The organism is Puerhibacterium sp. TATVAM-FAB25 (genome assembly GCF_046535855.1).
In the GTDB taxonomy this organism is placed as follows: Bacteria; Actinomycetota; Actinomycetes; order Actinomycetales; family Cellulomonadaceae; genus Puerhibacterium; species Puerhibacterium variabilis_A.
Genome location: NZ_JAXUAK010000001.1, coordinates 247,863 through 265,247 on the forward strand (window position 1 = coordinate 247,863; position 17,385 = coordinate 265,247).

Consider the following 17,385-nt stretch of genomic DNA (forward strand, 5'->3'; position numbering starts at 1 on the left):
AGCGGCGCCCGAGCACGGCCGGCGGGCTGCACGTCAGCCGACGCGAGGAGCCCGACGGTGGGTGTCACCAGGCAGTACGTCTTCCCGATCCTGCGCATCGTCATCTGGGCGGTGATCGCCGCCGCGCTGGTGAAGATCGCGTTCACCGGCGCCGAGCTCGACGCGCCGGACGCGCTGCAGCCCACCGGGCAGGTGACCGAGTCGGTCATCGAGGTGGGCACCGGCACCGTGACCAACACGGTGACCGTCCCCGCGTCCGTCGTCGCCGACGCCCCCGTCGAGGTCCGGGCGACCGCCCGGGGCACGGTCTCGCGCGTCCTGGCCGACGACGGCGCGGTCGCGGCCGGCGCCGACGTGCTGCGCGTCCGCCTCGAGGAGCCCCGCGACCCTCAGGTCAGCGTGGACCCGGAGACAGGCGTCGAGACGGTCACCGAGCGCAGCCCGCGGGCCACGGTGACCACGGTGACCGCCCCCGTGGCCGGCACGCTCGACGTCACGGTCCTGGAGGACCAGGAGGTCGCGGTGGGCGACGTGATCGGCACCGTCTCCCCCGGCACCCTGTCGGTGCAGGGCACGCTGAGCGCCGACCAGCAGTACCGCCTCGTCGGCGCGGCCGGCGAGGCGCAGGTGACCCTCAAGGGCGGGCCGGCCCCGTTCACGTGCACCGGCCTGACGATCGGCGGCCCGCCGGCGGGCGCCGAGGCACCGGACGAGGGCGACCCCGCCGCGACGTCGACCGGCACCGTGAGCTGCGCCGTCCCGGGCGACGTCACCGCGTTCGCCGGCCTCGGCGCCGAGATCGCGATCACCAACGGCGACGCGGCGGACGTGGTGGTGGTGCCGATCAGCGCCGTGCTCGGGTCCGCGCAGTCCGGCAGGGTCTGGGTGGTGCCCGCCGAGGGCGCCGAGCCTCAGGAGCGGGAGGTGGCCCTCGGGCTCACCGACGGCACGCAGGTCCAGGTCACCGAAGGGCTGGCGGCCGGCGACCGCGTCCTGGAGTTCACCCCGCTGGACGACGGCACCGAGGCCGGCCCGGACTGCGGCGACACCGCCGCCTACGACGCCGCCGCGGCCGCCGGGGACGTCGCCGCGATGCAGGCCTACGAGCAGGCGTGCTTCGGATGAGCGCCGGCCCCCTGGTCGACCTGCGGGAGGTGGCGCGGCACGTGCCGCTGCCCGACGGCGGCGAGCTGCGCATCCTGCGCGGTGTGACGCTGAGCGTGGACGCGGGCGAGCACGTCGCCGTCGTCGGCCGCTCCGGCACGGGCAAGTCCACGCTGCTCAACATCCTCGGCCTGCTGGACTCCCCCACCTCCGGCGAGTACCTGCTCGAGGGCGTGCCCGTCGAGCGGCTCGGCGCCCGCGCGCGGGCCCGGCGCCGGGGCGACGACTTCGGCTTCGTCTTCCAGCAGTTCAACCTGCTGGCGGGCCGCACCGCGCTGGAGAACGTCGCCGCGCCGCTGCTGTACGCCCGCGGCCGGCAGTTCTGGTCCCGGCGGCGGCTGGCCGCGCAGATGCTCGAGCGCGTCGGGCTCGGCGAGCGGCTGGACACCATGCCCGAGAAGCTCTCCGGCGGTGAGCAGCAGCGCGTCGCCATCGCCCGGGCCCTGGTGCGCGGGCCGCGCGTCATCCTCGCCGACGAGCCGACCGGCGCCCTCGACGTCGAGACCGGCCGCGCCGTCATGGACCTGCTCGACGACGCGGCGCGGCGCACCGGCGCCGCGCTGGTGACCATCACCCACGACCTGGCGATCGCGGCCCGGGCCGACCGGCAGTTCCGGCTCGCCGGGGGCGTCCTCGAGCCGATCGACCTCGCGGTGCCCGCCGCCGTGGTCGAGGTGGGTGCGCTGTGACCGGTCTCGTCGGGGCGGTCCTCGAGGCGTGGGACGAGCTGCGCGTCCACCGTGTGCGCGTGCTGCTCGCCCTGGTGGGCGTCGCCGTGGCGGTCACCGCGATCACCGGGGTCACCGCGGCCGTCACCATGCTCGGCCAGGCGATGCAGGAGCAGACCGAGCGGGACATGGGTCGCGACGCCACGCTCACCGGGTGGTCGTCCGCGCCCGAGGGGGTGCAGGACACGGCCGCGCTCGACGCCACCGTGGACGCCGTCGCCGCGCGGTACGACATCTCCTACCACTCCGTGGAGTCGTGGGTGCAGCTCGGGGTGCAGGGCAGCGCGACCGGCGTCATGCCCGAGACGATGGCGGTCGACCCGGCCTACGGCACCATCATGCGCACCGACGTCGTGGCCGGCCGCTGGTTCACCGAGCGCGACGCCGAGCAGCTCGGGCCGGTCCTCGTGGTCAACCGTGTGTTCCTCGAGGAGTACGCCGGCGGGGCGGCGGTGACCGAGCACCCGCAGGTGCGCCTGCTCGCGGAGACGCCCGTGACGGCGACGGTGGTCGGCGAGCTGCGGCCGCGCTGGTCCGGCGAGGGGCCGCGTGCGCTGATGCTGTTCGACCACCTGGTGCGCTGGGCGCCGGAGCAGGCCCGGGCCGACAGCTACCGCTTCTGGGTGCCGCCGGAGACGGCGGACGAGCTCGCCGCCGTGCTCAGCCGCGACCTGTCCGCGGCGGGCGCGCCCATGCAGGTGGAGGCGCCGTACGACCAGCAGCTGATGCTGGACCAGGCGCTACGGTGGGTGGTGCTCGGCGTCGGGGGCTTCGCCCTCCTGCTCGGCGGGCTCGGGCTGCTCAACATCTCGCTGGTGACGGTCCGCTACCGCATCCGGGAGATCGGCATCCGCCGGTCGTTCGGCGCCACCGGCGGGCGCGTGTTCTTCGGCGTGCTCATGGAGTCGGTCGTCGCCACGACGGTGGCCGGCCTGGTCGGCGTGGTCGCCGCCGTCGCGATCGTCAAGAACATCCCCGTGGAGGCCGTCTTCGGCACCGTCCTGCAGGACAAGCCCGGGTTCCCGCTCAGCGCCGCCCTGACGGGCATGGCCTGCGCCGTGGCCGTCGGCGCCCTGGCCGGCCTGGTCCCGGCCGTCTACGCCGTCCGGGTCAAGGTCATCGACGCGATCCGCTACTGACACGTTACCGACGCGTCCCGGCCGGCCGGCCGGGACGCGCGCCTTACATACCGGACATCTCATCTGCACCGGGACGAAACACCGGCTCCCTACCGTCGCGGCACCCGCACGGCAAAGGAGCACCATGATCACCTCCCCGCAGCAGCAGATCGCCCGGACCCTCGTCGAAGGGCTCGGCCGCCGCACCTTCCTGCGCGCCGCCCTCGGCGCCGGCGCCGGCGCGGCGCTCGCCACCGGCACCGCCGCGAGCGCCGCCGCCACGCCCACCTCCGCCACGCCCACCTCCGCCACGCCCACCGCCACCGCGGGCAAGGGCGCCCCGGGCCGGTACGCGGGGGTCCTGCAGCCTGGCAGGGGCCGCGTCGCCGGCGACGTCTACCTCGGCTCCGAGGCCGACGAGGTGCTGTGGGGCTACGTGCCCTCGGTGCACGCGACGCCGGTGGCACGCGTGCGCTCGGGCGGCACGATCACCATCGACGCCGTCTCCCACGAGGGCATCCTCGAGGACCAGGGCCGCGACCCGGTCGCGTGGTTCGGCGAGCGGGGCGTCGCGCGCCGCGAGGTGCTCGACGACGCCGCCGCGATCGCGGCGGGCTACTCCCGCCACGAGCGCAGCTTCGACGTCGACGGCCCGCACGTCATCACCGGGCCGGTGCTCGTCGAGGGCGCCGAGCCCGGCGACGTGCTGAAGATCGAGACGCTCGAGACGACGCCGCGCGTGCCGTACGGCGTCATCTCCTCCCGGCACGGCAAGGGCGCCCTGGCGCGCGCGGCCGGCGGCGGCGCGCCGGCCGGCATCGGGCTGGCCGAGGTGATGCCGCCCGTGGCCACCGACGGGCGCGCGACGGGCATCCCGACGGACTACGGCAACGTGTCGGTGCTCGCCCGGATCCAGGGCGACCACGCGGTCATCGGCGCCGGGCGGTCGCGGCTGCGGTTCCCGCTTCGCACGTTCTTCGGCACGATGGGCGTCGCGCGGGCGGAGAACACCGGCCTGACGGCCCCGGAGGCGAACTCGATCCCGCCCACCCTCGGCGGCGGCAACATCGACATCTCCCAGCTCGGCCCCGGCTCGGCGTTCTACCTGCCGGTCGCCGCCGACGGCGCGCTGTTCTACGTGGGCGACCCGCACATGGCGATGGGCGACGGCGAGGTGGCCCTCACGGCGATGGAGGGGTCGCTGCGCGGCACCTTCCGGCTCACGGTGTGCAAGCCCGGCTCGGGCGACGCGCCGTCGGTCGCCTACTCCTACCCGTTCGCCGAGACCGACGAGGCGTGGATCCCCATCGGGCTGTCGGACCCCGACGGGTCGGTCGACGGCCAGTCCAGCGACCTGGACGTCGCCATGCGGCGTGCGGTCGTCAACGCGCTCGACTTCCTCGAGCACGACCACGGGATCGACCGGGCGATCGCGTACGCCTACCTGTCGGCGGCGGCCGACTTCGTCGTCTCGCAGGTCGTCGACCGCACGGTCGGCGTGCACGGCCTGCTGCGCAAGGCGGACCTGGCCTGAGCCGGGCCGGGACGCGGCCGTCGGCCGCGTCCCGGTCAGCCGCCCGCCCGGCGCCACTGCAGCAGGCGCTCGCGGCTGCGCACGACCCGCAGCAGCGTGGTGAGCACCAGCCCGCCCAGGAGGTTGCCGAGCAGCACCCACCCGAACCACGGCAGCCACACCGCCAGGGATGCGCCGGGCTCCCCGGCGTGGACCGCGACGAACACGATCAGGGTGTCCAGGACCGAGTGCAGCAGCTCGGAGCCCACGATGACGAACGCGACGGCCACCGCCGCGACGATCTTGGCGACGTCGTCGTCGGTGCCGTTCTGCATGCGGGTCAGCAGGGTGATCGCCGCCCCGGCGAGCACCGCGAGGACGAACGTGCGCAGGTCCAGCGGGCGGTCGAGGAACCCGCGGCTCAGCTCGCCCGCCGTGGCGTGCAGGTCGGGCAGCGCCACGGCGACCAGCCAGGCGAACACCCAGCCGCCGAGGAGGTTGCCGAGCAGGGTCCCGCCCCACAGCCGCAGCAGGTGCGTCCACCGCGCCTCGCCCGCCACCACCACCATGACGGGCACGTGGAAGCCCTCGGTGAACAGCTCGCTGTGGCCCAGGCGCAGCGCGATGAGCCCGATGGAGAAGGCGAGCGCGCCCAGCAGCGTGCTGCCGGTCTCGTGCACGACGACGAGCAGGGCCAGCACGCCGACGCCGACCTCGATGCCCGCGACCGTGCCGGTGGCGAGCAGGTCCGGCGTGCTGCGGTGGAGCCGGGGCCGGCCCTCCAGGACGATCCGGTCGAGCGCCTCGTCCTTCTCCTCGGTGGTGCCCGGCTCGTCCTCGCTCTGGTGGGGACTGCGTCGCACGTCGTCCGGCTCGCCCACGTCGCCCTCCGCTCCCCGCGACCGGCGTCGCTACCGTCCCAGGGTGCCCGAGGGGCACGGTGCCCGCCCCTCCGGGGTGGAGCCGGCACCGCTGCCGCAAGGGTGGGGGCGTTGCACATCTCCACGGGGCGGACGGTGCCGGGCCGATGATGGGTCTCGACGGGGTCGAGGTCGTGGTGCTCGCGGCATGGGCCGCCGGCATCGTGGCCGCCGTGTACGCGGTGCGCGACGCCGCAGGGCGGGCACGGTCCTGAGCCGCTCGGAGACGCAGCGGCCGCCGGTTGCCGCAGCGCACCGGCGGGGGGCAGCATGACGCCAGCGGCCGCACCGGAGCAGCCGCACGTCGCGGCCGGTGCATCGGCAGGGAGGAGGGTCGACGGTGCCCGACGACGGTCCGCGCGCCACGGTGCGCGTCCCCAGCGGCGTCAAGCCGCCCCCGCCGCCCGCCCGCCGCTGGGACCCCGGCGCCCGCTACCGCCCGTCGGAGCTCGCCCGGCTCCCGCGCCCGGGTGCGCCGGTGCGCGTCCCCAGCGGCGTCAAGCCGCCCCCGCCGCCCGCCCGCCGCTGGGACCCCGGCGCCCGCTACCGCCCGTCGGAGCTCGACGGCCGCCAGCGATCGCCGGTTCAGGCCGGCCGGGAGGTCACCGGCTCCCCGTGCCGGCCGCCGTCGGGCACCACGGGCAGGCACGGCGCCGGCCGGCCCAGCAGGTAGCCCTGCACGAGCGGGCACCCCGCCGCGGCCAGCGCGGCGAGCTGCGTGGGCGTCTCGACGCCCTCGGCCACCACCTCGACGTCGAGCTCGCGCGCCAGCGCCAGCACGCCGCGCACCACGGCGTTCGCGGCGGCGTCGTCCGGCAGCCCGGCGATGAACGACTGGTCGATCTTGACCTGGTCGACCGGGAGCCGCTGCAGCCAGGAGAGGGTGGAGTAGCCGGTGCCGAAGTCGTCCAGGGCGATCCGCACGCCGAGGCGCCGCAGCGCGGTGAGCCGGTCGGCGACGGCGGGCACGTCGAGCAGCGCGCGGCTCTCCACCACCTCGAGGTACACCTGCTCCGGGCGCAGGGCGTGGGTGGCGAGCGCGGACCGCACGGTCTCGTGCAGCCGCGCGTCCAGCAGCGTGCTGCTGGAGACGTTCACCGCGACGTGCAGCGTGGCCGGCGACTCGCCGGCGGACCGGGCCAGGGCGGCGCACGCGGCGCGCACCGCCCACAGGTCGAGCTCCACCACGAGACCGGTCTCCTCGGCCATGGGCAGGAACGCGGCCGGCGACAGCGGGCCGAGCCGGGGGTGGCGCCACCGGACCAGCGCCTCCGCCCCGACCACGTGCGTCCGGACCGGCTCGGAGCTCGAGGGGACCGCGCCCTCGCCGGCCGGCTGGACGGCCCAGACGGGCTGGAAGTCGAGGTGCAGCTGCTCCGCCGTGAGGGCGTGGCGCAGCTCGTTCTCCAGCGACGCGGGCCCTCCGGGCCCTCCGGGCGCGCCGGACGAGGTCCCGACCGCGACCTGGTTGCGGCCCTGCGCCTTGGCCGCGTACATCGCGTCGTCGGCCTCTCGCAGCAGGTCGTCGGCCCGGCCGCCGACGCCGGTGTGCAGCGCGACGCCCACGCTCATCGTCACCCGCAGCTCCCGGCCTGCCACGCGGAACGGCTCCTGGAGGCACGCGACGACGCGGCGGGCCAGCGCCTCGGCGGCGTCCGGGTCGCGGGCGCCGCGCAGCAGCACGGCGAACTCGTCGCCGCTGAGCCGGCCGGCCGTGTCGCCGGCCCGAAGCACCCCGGAGAGCCGCGCTGCGACCTGGCGCAGCAGCTCGTCGCCGGCGGGGTGGCCCAGCGTGTCGTTGACGCGCTTGAACCTGTCCAGGTCGCAGAACAGGACGGCAGCACCCTCACCGTCGGCGAGGTCCAGCAGCGTCTGCTCCAGCGTCCGGGTGAACAGGACGCGGTTCGGCAGCCCCGTCAGGGCGTCGTGCAGGGCCTGGTGGCGCACCGTGGCCAGGAGCCGCGCGTTCTGCAGCGCGGTCGCGGCGTACTCCCCCACGCCGTACAGCCGCTCGACGGCCTCGTGCGAGTCGCGCGGCGCCCGGTCCGAGCTCCAGCTGGCGGTCGCCACGCCCAGCAGCTCCCGACCGGCCAGGAGCGGCACCACGATCACCTCGTCGAGCCCGAGCTGCGTCAGCAGCGTCCTCAGGACGGGGCTGGCCCCGGCGACGGTGTGCACTCGCGGTCGCCGGCGCGTGAGCATCTCGACGAGCTCGGGGGTGTCGTCCCACCGCAGCCGCGCGGCGTGCAGGGCGGCGCGCGCGGGCGCCGGCAGCCCGGCGGACGCGGCCGCGGCCGCGGTCAGCGTGCCGCCGGTCGGGTCCCACCGCAGCACCGCAGCGCTGTCGCTGCCGACGATGTCCGGCAGGGCCGCGGCGACGACCTCGGCGATCGTGTCCTCGTCGGTCGCCGCGCGCAGGCGGTGGGCGAGCCGGAGCAGGTCGGCCGAGCGGGCCTCCCCGCGCCGGCTGTCCTCCAGGGCCATGAGCAGGTCCAACGCGGCGGCGGCGTGCCGGGCGTACGCGCCGAGCAGGGCGTCCTCGGTCGCGAGGCCGCGCTGGCCGGGCGGGTAGACGGCGGCGAGGCGGCCGTGCCGTCGCCGGCTCGAGGCCACGTCGACGACCACCGCCTCGTCGCCCAGCGGTTCGCCGGCCAGCAGCCGGCCCGCGAGGTCGGCGGTCTCGTCAGGCGTGAGCCCGTCGCTCTCCACCAGGGGGTCCCCGCCCCACGGGTCGTCGACGGCGAGCAGGTACCGCGGGGCGAGCACGGCTGACGCGGCACGGCGGACGATGTTGCGCAGGGTGACCCGCAGGTCCTCGCTCTCCACGAGATCAGCGGCCGCGGACTGCAGCGCCTCGAGCTGGCCGCGCAGCGCCTCGAGCTCCAGGACGTCCGACCGTCGGGAGCGGCGCCACGGCGCCCGTGCCCGGGCCGCCCAGCGCACGTGGTAGATGCACGCCTCCGCGCCGTCGGACTCGCACTGCTCGTGCGTCAGCGTGGCCGGCGGCAGCCCGAAGATCTCCGGCACCGTCCGGATGAGGCCCTGCGCGTAGCGACAGTTGAGAGGCGAGGGGGCGTAGCCCTCGTGCAGCCGATAGCTCAGGGTCGCGTGCGTGCGCCCGAGGTCGAGCACCCGCATCGTCGAGGTCGTCGAGAACTTCGGCACCGCCCGGGGCAGCTGCCGGTAGACCTGCGCCGGGGAGCCCAGCGCCCGCAGCACGAGGATGATGGAGTGGCCCAGCCCCGAGCGCAGCGCCGTGGCGCCCATCGCGAACGGGCAGTCCGGGTCGCCGAGCACGTCGACCGCCGCCTCGAACAGCCGGACGCGAGCCGCGTAGCTGATCCACCGCGACTCGTCCTGCAGCTGCTCGAGCGTGTAGGGCACGTCCGCCCGGCGCAGCAGCTCGGCCACCGCCGCCTCGCCGCCCCGCTCGCGCACGTGGTGCACGATCAGGCGCGTCGTGACGGCCGACGTCTCCAGCTCACCCCCGCCCGGGGCCTGCCTCTCCATGCTTCTACCATCGGCGCGTGCCCCACCGTGCTGAGGGGCCCGCGCGGGGCCGCCGGTCGAGGCGGACCCCGCCGACTGGCGGCGCTTGGCACACTCTTTCGGCCCGCCGTCAGGGCGGACGACGTCGGCCACCTCGCCGTCGGCGGTCAGACGTCCGTCCGACTGAGCTGCGGAGCCCCGGCCACCGTCGCCCCGGCCACCGTCGCCCCGGCCACCGTCGCCGCGCCCGGCGACGCCGACGCAGCCGCCGACGGCGACCCGTGCCACGTGACGTGCAGCAGGCACGCGTCGTCGCGCTGGTTGGCCTGCGCGTCGAAGAAGTGCGCCAGCAGCTCGCCCTCGTCGACGGTCTCCCGTCGGGCGGCCACGCGGGCGAGCTGGTCCAAGCCCGCGCGCAGCGGCCGGTCGCGGCGCTCCACCACCCCGTCGGTGTAGAGCAGCACCACGTCGCCGGGCGCCAGCTGCGCGACGCCCTCGGGGCGCGGGCCGCGCAGGGCCGGCACGCCCAGCGGCGCCGACCGCCCCTCCCACAGGTAGGAGACGTGCCCGTCGTGCCGCACGAGCAGGGGCGGCAGGTGCCCGGCGCAGGCGTACGTCAGCACCCCGGTGGTGGTGTCCAGCTCGGCGTACACGAGCGTGGCGGCGAGGCCGACGCCGCGGCGCCGCACGAACTGGTCGACGAGCCCCAGCGTGGCGCCCGGGCCGAGCCCGGGGGCCGCGAGCGCCTGGGTGGCGGTACGCAGCTGGCCCATCTCGGTGGCGGCACGCAGCCCGTGCCCGACGACGTCGCCGACCGCGACGGCGACGGTGGTGCCGTCGAGCGCGAAGGCGTCGTACCAGTCACCGCCCACCTCGAGGCCGCTGACGGCGGGCCGGTACTCGGCCTGCACCTCCAGGTCGGCGCGCCGCGGCAGTGTCGGTGTGAGCATGGCGTGCTGCAGCTCCTGGGCCACGGACACGGACTGCTCGTGCAGCCGGGCGCGGTCCAGGGCCACCCCGCCCTGCCGGGCGATGGTGGCCAGGGCGTCCGGGTCGACCGGCGGGTCGCCGGGGCGCCCGTGCGGTGTGACGACGAGCGCGCCGTAAGACTGTCGGCTGCCCGCCACGGGCACGACCACGTACGGCGCGTCGCCCTCCGCGGCGTCGTCCCCGGCGACCAGCTCGGCCGAGGCGACCGCGGTGTGCCGCTCGACGGCGCGCACCAGCGCGTCGGTCACCTCCTGCACGCCCGCCGCGCCGGACAGCTCCGCCGTCGCCTCGTGCACCCAGCGCAGCCGGGCGGCGGCGCTCTCCGCCGCCTCGCGGGCGGCGACGAGGTCGCGCTCGAACCGGGCGCGCTCCCGGGCGGCGAAGAGGGCGACGTCGACCACCGGCTCGGGCGCCCCGGTGCGCGCCACCGCCGACAGCAGCACCGGCAGCGGATCCCCCGCCGAGCGCAGCTCGACGGCGACCTCGTCCACCCGCCCCTGCAGGGCCAGGATCGGCGCCATGTGGGTCTCCCAGTAGATGCGCCCGCCCACGGTCAGCAGGTCGCTCAGCCGCCGGCCGCGAACGTCGAGCCGTGCCGGCGAGGGATCTGCGGCGTCCGCCGCGACCCACGCGAGGAAGGTGTCGTTGGCCTCGAGGATGCAGCCGTCCGCGTCGAGGCGCAGCAGCGCCACCGGGCTGTTCGCCCAGGAGCGTGCCCTGCCTGCCGGCGTCACGCGACCACGGGCTCGCGCACGGGCTCGCCGAGGAAGTCGCGCATCGCGGCGGTCAGGGCGTCGGGCGCGCTGAGGTTCGGGCAGTGCCCGACGGCGTCGATGAGCGCGAAGCGCGAGACCGGCAGGTGCTCGTGCACGTACCGGCCCACCTCCACCGGCGCGATGACGTCCTCGCGGCACTGCACCACGAGGCTGGGCGTGCGCACGCGAGCCAGGTCGGCGCGGTTGTCGGACAGGAAGGTGGCACGGGCGAACCGCTCTGCGACGTTCGGGTCGGTGCGGCAGAACAGCTCGGTCAGCTCCTCGCCGAGCTCGGGCCGGTCGGGGTTCCCCATGATCACCGGGGCCATCACGGACGACCAGCCGAGGTAGTTGGTGCCCATCGTGGCCAACAGCTCCTCGATCTCCTGGGCCGAGAAGCCCCCGCGGTAGCCGTCGTCGTCGATGTACCGCGGGCTGGGGCCGACCAGCACGAGGCGCGCGAACAGGTCGGGGCGTCGGGCGGCGGCGAGGATGCCGATGGTCGCGCTGACGGAGTGACCGACGAACACGACGGGCCCGAGCGCGAGCTCGTCGAGCAGGTCGACGACGTCGCTCGCGTAGCCGTCGAGAGCGGCGTGCCGGTCGGGGTCGTAGGCCGCGGGGTCGGCGCCGCCCGCGCCGGCATGGTCGAACAGGACCACCCGGTGGTCGGCCTCGAACCGCGGCGCGACGAGACGCCACATCGACTGGTCACAGCCGAACCCGTGCGCGAACACCATGGGCGTGCCGTCCGGAGCACCGGACAGCCTGACGTTGTGGCGCTCTCGTAGGATCACGGCCTCACAGTAGCCCGCTGCAACCGCCGCGTCGTCGACCGCAGTCCAGGGTGGCGCTCCCCCCGCCTGCCACGACGACCGCTCGGCGGGGACGGCTCGGCCGGGGTCAGGCCGATCGCAGCCGGCGGACCAGCGGGTAGGCCTTGCAACCCAGGCACCACCCGGTGGAGGCGTCGAGGGCCGTCATCCCGAGCGCGAGCGCCGTCAGGCTGTAGCCGGCGACGTCGACACCAGCCGCGAAGAGGACCAGCGCCAGGGCGGTGAGCACGAAGCCGAAGAGCTGGGCGAGCCGCGGCGGACGAGCGTCTTCCAACCTGGTCGGTGCTGCGATCCGCGGCCAGACGACGCGGGCGTAGACCTGCGCCCACAACGACCACTGGAAGCTGACGAACGCGGTGAACGCGAACACCGCGACCTGGGAGGCGAGCAGGCCGAGGCTCAGTGGCCGGGCGACGTCGACGATCAGCAGGGCGACGGCGAGGACGCCGGCGGTCGCCCCGGCGCTGAACCGCAGCAGGCGCGGATCGACCTGGCCGCGGAGCGGGCACGCGGTGAGCCTGGTGCCAGGCATGAGGGGCCTCCGCGAGGTAGGCGCCGGCTGCTCCGTCCCAGCGTAGGCCGCCACCCGACGACGAGCACGGAGCGCGTCGGTCAGTGAGGCCGGCGAGACCATGGCTGCCGCAGGGAAGGACGAGATCGCCCATGGCACGTCCTTCCCGGAGTCGCCCTCGTCTCCGCGCCGAAGGCTGGCGGCGCCGTCCTGGCGCTGCGCGGCACCGCATAGGCTGCGGTCATGGTCAGCGCGCACGCGCCCGGCTGCCGGCGGACCCCGCGGCTGCCGTGCGCCGGCAGGGTCGCGGTGCACGGCCGCGCGCTGCTGCAGGCATGAGTCCAGGCGCTTCACCCTCGTTCCCCTCCCTGCACGCCTAGAGGTGCTTCCCGTGCCCAAGAGGCCCACGACCATCGCTCCGACCTTCGACACCGTCCGGCTGAGCGACCTGACCGCCGGCGACGCCGACGACCTGACGCCGCAGGCGGACCTGGAAGGGTTCAGCTTCACCGACCTGACGCTCGACGACCTCGACCTCGAGTCCGCCACCGTCGTCGGGTCGCGCCTGGAGGGGGTGCGCGCCCCCGAGGCCAACGCCCGCTACGCGACCCTCGCCGAGGTCGCCGTCGAGCGACTGGACGTCCCGGTGTTCCGCGGCGTGCGGGGCCGCTGGCGCGACGTCGAGATCCGCGGCTCCCGCCTCGGGTCGGCCGAGCTCTACGAGTCCACGTGGACCGGCGTCCACTTCGTCGGATGCCGGCTCAGCTTCGTGAACCTGCGCGGTTCGGCCCTGCAGGACGTCGCCTTCACCGACTGCACGATCGACGAGCTCGACCTGGGCCAGGCCACGGTCACCCGGATGGCGCTGGACGGCACCCGGATCGGGCGACTCGACCTCCAGGCCGCCACCCTCAGGCACGCCGACCTGCGGAGGGCCGACCTCGAGGACCTCGTGGGCCTCGGCTCCCTGGCGGGCGCGACGATCTCCACGGTGCAGCTCCAGCAGCTCGCCGCCGCCCTCGCTGCCGAACAGGGCATCACCGTGGCCGACTGACGCCGCCTCCGGCGCCCGTCGCGGCTCGGCACGTCGCCGGCCGGGCGCGGCCGCCTGGCACGCCGTCCGCGTCGCCCACCCTCCGTCACAGCTCGACGGTGGCGTTCTCCCCGCCGTCGTAGCGGCGGCCGGTGAGCTTCGCCTTGACCAGGCTGATCGCCGTCGCCAGCCGCCCGCCGGGCGAGTCCCAGTACTCGGCGCTGTCGGCCTCGACCCGCACGAGCACGACGCTCGGGGTGTCGGGGCCCTCCGGGAACCACGCACCGGCGACCGGGTTCCACAGCTCGTGGATCCGCTCGCGGTCGCGCACCAACGACGCCGTCCCGCTGACGGACAGCCACGAGCTGCCGGACGAGAAGGACACGTTGACCTGGGCGTCGTGGGCGATCTCGCCGACCTTCGCTGAGGACTCGTCGGCGAAGAACCAGAGGTCGCCGTCGAACTCGACGTCCTGCACGCCCATCGGACGGCTCACGAGCCGGCCGCTCGCGTCCACCGTGGTGAGCATCGCGATCCGGGTGTCCTTGACGAGCTCCCGTACCTTCTCGCGGGCTTCGTCCGGGTCGGCGTCGGCGTCGGCGGGCGAGCGGTCGTCGCCGCCCTCGTGCCCCGACCCCGGCGACGCCGGGGCGTGGCCGGGCGCCGCACCACCCGAGGCGGCGCTCTGGCCGACGACGTCCACGTCGCTCGACGGCTCCTGCTCGGAGGCGCTCTCGTCCGGTGTGCGCTCGCTCATGGTCGTCTCCTCGCTGGACCGTCCGGTCGGCGGCCCGTTCCGACGGTAGGTCGGTCGGGACGGCCACGCCGGACGTGGCGCCGGTCCCGGCGGGCCGGCGCGCGACGTCGGCGGTCCGCGCCTCCCGCCGGCGCGGCGACCGGTCAGGCTCCCGTGCTGCTGAGCACCTCGGTCGCGGCGATCCTGAGCTCTCCGCCCTCGTCGGCGAACCGGTAGGCGGTGCGTTCGACGACGACGCTGCCGTCGTGGAACACGTAGGTGAGCGTGGCCTCGGCGCGGTCGGGCGGCGCGGCCTGGACGTCGCTGACGCCGACCTCGGCGACGCGGCTCCAGAACGCCTCGTAGGCGTCGCGGCCTCCCGCGTGGTTCTGCCGGTAGTCGCCCGTCATCCGCGCCCAGGCGTCGTCCGTGCCCCCGGGCATCAGCGCGTAGTAGCTGGTGACGGCCGCGGCCAGCTGGCTCGCACGGTCCGGAGCCGCGGCGTCCGGCTCCCCGCCGCCCTGCCCCTGCTCGTCTTCCTGCTGGCCGTCGTCCTGTCCCTGCTGGTCCGCCTCCGAGCCCTGCTCCTCGCCCTCTGGCTCGGGTCCCTGCGTGGCCGGCGGCTCGGTCGCGGCCTCCGCCGGCGGGTCGACGGCCTCCGGGGTCGCGGCGGGCGAGCCGGCGTCTTCCGGGGTGCTCTCCGGGCTTGCCTCCGGGGACGTCTCCGGGGACGTCTCCGGGGACGCCGACGTCGCCTGGCCGGCAACCAGCGGCTCGCGCGGCTCTGCCCCGAACCACCCGGTCAGCTGGCCCGTGGCCAGGAGCAGGGCGGCCACGACCAGCACCCCGCCGACCAGCACCGGCACGCGCGCGCGACGGCGCGCCGGCGGACCGCCGGGGCCGGACCCGTGCCCGGCCGGCGTGATCGTGGGCGGTGCCGCCGATGCCGGGTCGGCGACCGGCGCAGCACGGGTCACGTGCACGACGCCCGGGCCAGGGACGGGGTCGGGCGTGACCACCACCGGGACCGGCTGCGGCCGCTCGGCCCGCGGGGCCTCGGGCTCCACCCCGGCCAGGAACGTGGCCACCTCCGCCATGGCCGGCCGGGCGGCGGGCTCCCTCGACAGCATCGCGCGCAGGAACGGCGTGAGCGCTCCGGCCTGGCTCGGGGCTCGCACCTGCCCCGCGGCGGCCTTGTGCAGCAGGGCGAGCGGGTTCGGCTCGGTGCCGAAGGGTGGCTCTCCCTCGAGCATCGCGTAGAGGGTCGCGCCGAGGGAGAAGACGTCGGAGGCGAACGTCGCATCCCGCCCCAGGGCCACCTCGGGCGCGAGGTAGGCCGGCGTCCCGTGGAAGGTCTGCGAACCGGTGAGGGTGGGGTCACCCATCGCGTGGGAGATGCCGAAGTCGCTGATGTGGGCGCCGCCGTCGGGAGTGATCAGGACGTTGCCGGGCTTGACGTCACGGTGGACGATCCCGAGCGCGTGGGCGGCGGCCAGGGCCGAGGCGACCTCGGCGCCGATGCGTGCCGACTGCCCCCGCGGCAGCGTCCCGCGCTCCTCGAGGATGGCCGACAGCGGGGTCGACGGCAGGTACGGCATGACGAGGCAGGGCTGCCCCTCGTGCTCGACGGCGTCGAAGGCAGGGACGGCGTGGGGGTGGTGCAGCCGCGCGGTGATGCGCGCCTCGCGCATGGCCCGCTGCTTGGCGAGCTCCGCCTCCTCGGCCGGGACGCCGGCCACGGGACGCAGCTGCTTGATCGCGACCGGCCGGCCGAGTCGCTCGTCCCAGGCCTCCCAGACCACGCCCATGCCGCCGCTGGCGATCACCCTGTCGAGGCGGTAGCGGCCACCGAGGAGAACCTGCGGCGCGCTCACGGGACCTTCTTTCCGTCGCGACCCTGACGATCGAGGCTACGGCGGGTCCGGCGCGACTCGCGCGGGCAGGCGGGAGAGCGACGGCCGGCCGGTGCCGGGCGGCACGTGCGGGCTGCCGCCCGAGGTCAGTCACGCTGCTGCCGGTCCACGCGCAGCAGGTTCGCGACCGCCTCGGCCCGCCGCTGAGCGTCGACCGTGGACTCGCGCAGGTGACCTTCGCGGGCGGCCGCCGGCTCCCCGGCGGCCACAGGGCGTCGCCGCGCCTGCGACGCCTCGAGCTGCTGGGCGACGCCGGACGCGGCGCTGAGGACAGCCGGCGGCTCGGGCTGGGCCGGCCAGGTGACCAGGAGGTACTCCTCGCGCGGCTCGGTGGCCACCAGGTCGTACCCGAGGTCGCGGCCGCGGGCGTGCACCCGGACCCGGAACCAGCCGGCGCCCGGCGGGTTGACCGCGCACCGGAGGTCCGGCGCGTCGGCGTACGGGCCCGCGGCCACGACGACGTCCTCGACCGCCCGGCAGCTGACCTCCACGACGTCCTCCCAGCCGCCGGCGACGGCGGCGGGAGGCGCGCCGCGCTGCCCGACGGCGATCGTCACCAGCCCCATGGCGATGCCCGTGACGATCCGCAGCTGCCCGCCGGCCAGGCCGGCGACCAGGCCGCCGACCATGTCGACGGGGTGGGGCTGGGCGGCGGCGCCACGCAGGTCGATGCTGCGCTCGTCCACCCGTGTCACGTAGTCCATTCCCAGGCTCACCCGTCAATCATGCAGGCGCCGCAGCGGACCTCGCGGCCGCCGTCACCACGTCCCCGCCGGTGTCGGAACCGGCGAGGCGGGACAGCCGTCGGCACTGCGCCCGGGGACCGGTCCGGCATGCTCCCGGTCGTCGCAGGGATGATTGCCGCGTGACGACACGCACCGTGATCCAGAACGAGGACGTGAGCATCGCGGTCACCGACCGCGGCGGTGACGGGCCCGCCGTCGTCCTGCTGCACGGTCTGGCCGGCAGCTCGCGCGAGCTGCTGCCGACTGCGGACGCGCTCACCGGCTCGTTCCGTGTGCTGCTCGTCGATCAGCGTGGCCACGGTGACAGCACCCGCCGCCCCGCTGACCTGTCCCGGCGAGCGTTCGTCGACGACGTGGTCACGGTCATCGAGCACCTCCTGCTCGGGCAGAAGGTGGCGCTCGTCGGCCAGTCCATGGGCGCCCACACCGCCTTCCTGACCGCATCGGCGCGACCCGATCTCGTCGACCGGCTGGTGATGCTCGAAGGCCACGTCGCCGGCAACGACCGGGCCGAGGGCGCGCGCGAGCTCGGCGCCTGGTTCGCCTCCTGGCCGACGCCGTTCGCCGACGTCGAGAGCGCCCGGGCGTTCCTCGGCGCGTCCCCGCTGGCGCAGGCGTGGATCGACGGCCTCGAGTGCACCCACAGCGGCCTGCGACCCAGGTTCGACCCCGACGTCATGGAACGAACCATCGCCGCGGTCCACGAACCCCGCTGGACCGAGTGGGAGTCGCTCACGGTCCCCACCCTGGCCGTCTTCGCCGAGCACGGCATGTTCACCACGGAGCAGAAGGACGACCTGATCCGACGTCGGCCCGGAACGCGGCGCACCGACATCCCTCGGGGGAGCCACGACGCCCACCTCGACGCCTTCGACGCCTGGGTCCGCATCCTCCGCGACTACCTGGGACAGGACCACGCCGCGCGGTGACAGG

General features: G+C 75.7%; 14 protein-coding genes. 6 read left to right on the forward strand and 8 right to left on the reverse strand.

All coding sequences use genetic code 11. From position 1 onward, the window contains the following. Positions 1-57: 57 nt before the first annotated feature. The 4 genes from U5M74_RS01180 to U5M74_RS01195 all read left to right on the forward strand — a co-directional run bounded on the left by U5M74_RS01180 (position 58) and on the right by U5M74_RS01195 (position 4,544). Positions 58-1,125, forward strand: coding sequence for a secretion protein HlyD (locus U5M74_RS01180; protein ID WP_410905363.1), 1,068 nt, complete (start codon positions 58-60; stop codon positions 1,123-1,125). Next, the gene (locus tag U5M74_RS01185) at positions 1,122-1,853 is read left to right on the forward strand and encodes an ABC transporter ATP-binding protein (protein ID WP_410905365.1); all 732 of its coding nucleotides are present in this window, start codon (positions 1,122-1,124) and stop codon (positions 1,851-1,853) included. Before U5M74_RS01180 ends, U5M74_RS01185 begins: the two co-directional genes overlap by 4 nt. Further along, entirely contained in the window at positions 1,850-3,031 is a 1,182-nt protein-coding gene (locus tag U5M74_RS01190; protein WP_410905367.1) for an ABC transporter permease, read from the forward strand. Before U5M74_RS01185 ends, U5M74_RS01190 begins: the two co-directional genes overlap by 4 nt. Before the next feature lie 124 nt (positions 3,032-3,155). After that, positions 3,156-4,544, forward strand: coding sequence for an acetamidase/formamidase family protein (locus U5M74_RS01195; RefSeq protein ID WP_410905369.1), 1,389 nt, complete (start codon positions 3,156-3,158; stop codon positions 4,542-4,544). 35 nt (positions 4,545-4,579) lie between these two features. Here U5M74_RS01195 and U5M74_RS01200 read toward each other — a convergent pair whose 3' ends face one another. The 5 genes from U5M74_RS01200 to U5M74_RS01220 all read right to left on the reverse strand — a co-directional run bounded on the left by U5M74_RS01200 (position 4,580) and on the right by U5M74_RS01220 (position 12,045). Beyond that, positions 4,580-5,386, reverse strand: coding sequence for a formate/nitrite transporter family protein (locus U5M74_RS01200; protein WP_410905371.1), 807 nt, complete (start codon positions 5,384-5,386; stop codon positions 4,580-4,582). Positions 5,387-6,028: 642 nt separating this feature from the next. Beyond that, on the reverse strand, positions 6,029-8,953 hold the full coding sequence (locus U5M74_RS01205; protein ID WP_410905373.1) for a putative bifunctional diguanylate cyclase/phosphodiesterase: 2,925 nt from the start codon (positions 8,951-8,953) through the stop codon (positions 6,029-6,031). 146 nt (positions 8,954-9,099) lie between these two features. After that, positions 9,100-10,656 carry a PP2C family protein-serine/threonine phosphatase gene (locus tag U5M74_RS01210; RefSeq protein ID WP_410905375.1) on the reverse strand — a complete coding sequence of 519 codons (1,557 nt, stop codon included), beginning with the start codon at positions 10,654-10,656 and terminating at the stop codon, positions 9,100-9,102. Next, positions 10,653-11,417: an alpha/beta fold hydrolase gene (locus U5M74_RS01215; protein ID WP_410905772.1), complete on the reverse strand. Its 765-nt coding sequence runs from the start codon at positions 11,415-11,417 to the stop codon at positions 10,653-10,655. The genes U5M74_RS01210 and U5M74_RS01215 overlap by 4 nt, the downstream gene beginning before the upstream one ends. Before the next feature lie 163 nt (positions 11,418-11,580). Next, positions 11,581-12,045, reverse strand: a complete 465-nt coding sequence (locus tag U5M74_RS01220) for a DUF4395 domain-containing protein (RefSeq protein ID WP_410905377.1) — start codon at positions 12,043-12,045, stop codon at positions 11,581-11,583. 370 nt (positions 12,046-12,415) lie between these two features. On the opposite strand from U5M74_RS01220, the gene U5M74_RS01225 reads away from it, so the two are divergent. After that, entirely contained in the window at positions 12,416-13,078 is a 663-nt protein-coding gene (locus U5M74_RS01225) for a pentapeptide repeat-containing protein (RefSeq protein ID WP_410905379.1), read from the forward strand. A gap of 85 nt (positions 13,079-13,163) precedes the next feature. On the opposite strand, the gene U5M74_RS01230 is transcribed toward U5M74_RS01225, so the two are convergent. The 3 genes from U5M74_RS01230 to U5M74_RS01240 form a co-directional block, all read right to left on the reverse strand. After that, on the reverse strand, positions 13,164-13,814 hold the full coding sequence (locus U5M74_RS01230; protein WP_410905381.1) for a pyridoxamine 5'-phosphate oxidase family protein: 651 nt from the start codon (positions 13,812-13,814) through the stop codon (positions 13,164-13,166). Between the two features lie 143 nt (positions 13,815-13,957). Next, the gene (locus tag U5M74_RS01235; protein WP_410905383.1) at positions 13,958-15,667 is read right to left on the reverse strand and encodes a protein kinase domain-containing protein; all 1,710 of its coding nucleotides are present in this window, start codon (positions 15,665-15,667) and stop codon (positions 13,958-13,960) included. Between the two features lie 125 nt (positions 15,668-15,792). Continuing rightward, on the reverse strand, positions 15,793-16,422 hold the full coding sequence (locus U5M74_RS01240; protein ID WP_410905385.1) for a hypothetical protein: 630 nt from the start codon (positions 16,420-16,422) through the stop codon (positions 15,793-15,795). A gap of 149 nt (positions 16,423-16,571) precedes the next feature. Between U5M74_RS01240 and U5M74_RS01245 the strand changes: the two genes are divergently transcribed. Then, positions 16,572-17,381 carry an alpha/beta fold hydrolase gene (locus tag U5M74_RS01245; protein ID WP_410905387.1) on the forward strand — a complete coding sequence of 270 codons (810 nt, stop codon included), beginning with the start codon at positions 16,572-16,574 and terminating at the stop codon, positions 17,379-17,381. Positions 17,382-17,385: the final 4 nt, after the last annotated feature.

Excerpts from the sequence above, each read along its gene's own strand:
- U5M74_RS01185 (WP_410905365.1), top strand. The coding sequence starts at position 1,122 with ATGAGCGCCGGCCCCCTGGTCGACCTGCGGGAGGTGGCGCGGCACGTG.
- U5M74_RS01195 (WP_410905369.1), top strand. The coding sequence starts at position 3,156 with ATGATCACCTCCCCGCAGCAGCAGATCGCCCGGACCCTCGTCGAAGGG.
- U5M74_RS01205 (WP_410905373.1), bottom strand. The coding sequence starts at position 8,953 with ATGGAGAGGCAGGCCCCGGGCGGGGGTGAGCTGGAGACGTCGGCCGTC.
- U5M74_RS01215 (WP_410905772.1), bottom strand. The coding sequence starts at position 11,417 with ATGGTGTTCGCGCACGGGTTCGGCTGTGACCAGTCGATGTGGCGTCTC.
- U5M74_RS01220 (WP_410905377.1), bottom strand. The coding sequence starts at position 12,045 with ATGCCTGGCACCAGGCTCACCGCGTGCCCGCTCCGCGGCCAGGTCGAT.
- U5M74_RS01230 (WP_410905381.1), bottom strand. The coding sequence starts at position 13,814 with ATGAGCGAGCGCACACCGGACGAGAGCGCCTCCGAGCAGGAGCCGTCG.